Raw genomic sequence first — 1,532 nt, forward strand, 5'->3', positions numbered from 1 at the left:
CGAGCCGGCGTCGTGTCGTGCGTTTTGAAAAACGACCCAGGGAGTGCACTTGATTGGCGAGTCTAACCCGTGAACCGGGGAAGGCGCAGGGAAACCGATACGGCCGCAGCATTGCGAGGGCCACCGTGTTCAAGCGCGGGGAGTCAATTGGGTGCGACCCGAAACCAGGCGATCTACGCGCGAGCAAGGTGAAGCGTGGCGAAAGCCACGTGGAGGCCTGTTAGAGTTGGTGTTCTACAATACCCTCTCGTGACTCGTGTGTAGGGGTGAAAGGCCCATCGAGCCTGGCAACAGCTGGTTCCAACCGAAACATGTCGAAGCATGACCTCATCCGAGGTAGCCCGCGGGGTAGAGCTACCGATTGGATGACCCGCCTCCGAGAGGAGTCGGCCATCCTGTCGAACTCCAAACCCGCAGGCGCTGTAGACGATGGGAGTCCGGTGCGCGGGGTAAGCCTGTGTACCGTGAGGGGAACAACCCAGAGCCGGGTTAAGGTCCCAAAGTGTAGATTAAGTGCGATTCGAAGGTGGTCTCAAGCCCTAAACAGCCGGGAGGTGAGCTTAGAAGCAGCTACCCGCTAAGAAAAGCGTAACAGCTTACCGGCCGAGGTTTGAGGCGCCCAAAATGATCGGGGCTCAAATCTACCACCGAGACCTGGCCGTATCCGTGAAAGGATAACCGCGTAGGTTGGCGTACTGGTCGGACGGAAGCCCGGGCGAGAGCTCGTGTGGACCGTCCAGTAACGACAATCCTGGTCACAGTAGCAGCGATAGTCGGGTGAGAACCTCGACGGCCTGAAGAGCAAGGGTTCCTCGGCACTGCCGTTCAGCCGAGGGTTAGCCGGTCCTAAGGTGTACCACAACTTGACTACACCGACGGGAAGCTGGTTAATATTCCAGCGCCATCGTGCAGTAAACGCCGACGCCGTGTGGAACGCTGAGCCGGGCACTCGCCCGGTCGAATCGTGGAAACTCGTGGAAGCCGTCACGGCACGAAGCGAGCGAAACGCGAGACAGCGAAAGTCAGCCGTACATAGGGCCCGTGAAAAGGCAAGCATGATGTCCGTACCGAGATCCGACACAGGTGCTCTGCCAGCGCAAGGCAAGGCCTGTCGGGAGAACCGACGTTAGGGAATTCGGCAAGTTAGTCCCGTACCTTCGGAAGAAGGGATGCCTGCTCTCGACGGAGCAGGTCGCAGTGACTCGGGCGCTCCGACTGTCTAGTAACAACACAGGTGACCGCAAATCCGCAAGGACTCGTACGGTCACTGAATCCTGCCCAGTGCGGGTATCTGAACACCTCGTACAAGAGGACGAAGGACCCGTCAACGGCGGGGGTAACTATGACCCTCTTAAGGTAGCGTAGTACCTTGCCGCTTCAGTAGCGGCTTGCATGAATGGATAAACGAGAGCGCCACTGTCCCAACGTTGGACCCGGTGAACTGTACGTTCCAGTGCGGAGTCTGGAGACCCCCAAGGGGAAGCGAAGACCCTATAGAGCTTTACTGCAGGCTGTCGCTGAGACGTGGTCGC

At 58.8% G+C, this 1,532-nt stretch carries 1 rRNA gene; it reads left to right on the forward strand.

Annotated features, from left to right (window positions below):
* A 23S ribosomal RNA gene (locus EXE44_RS16735) occupies positions 1 to 1,532 on the forward strand; the annotation flags it as partial.

This window comes from Halorubrum sp. SS7 (genome assembly GCF_005435055.1).
In the GTDB taxonomy this organism is placed as follows: Archaea; Halobacteriota; Halobacteria; order Halobacteriales; family Haloferacaceae; genus Halorubrum; species Halorubrum salinarum.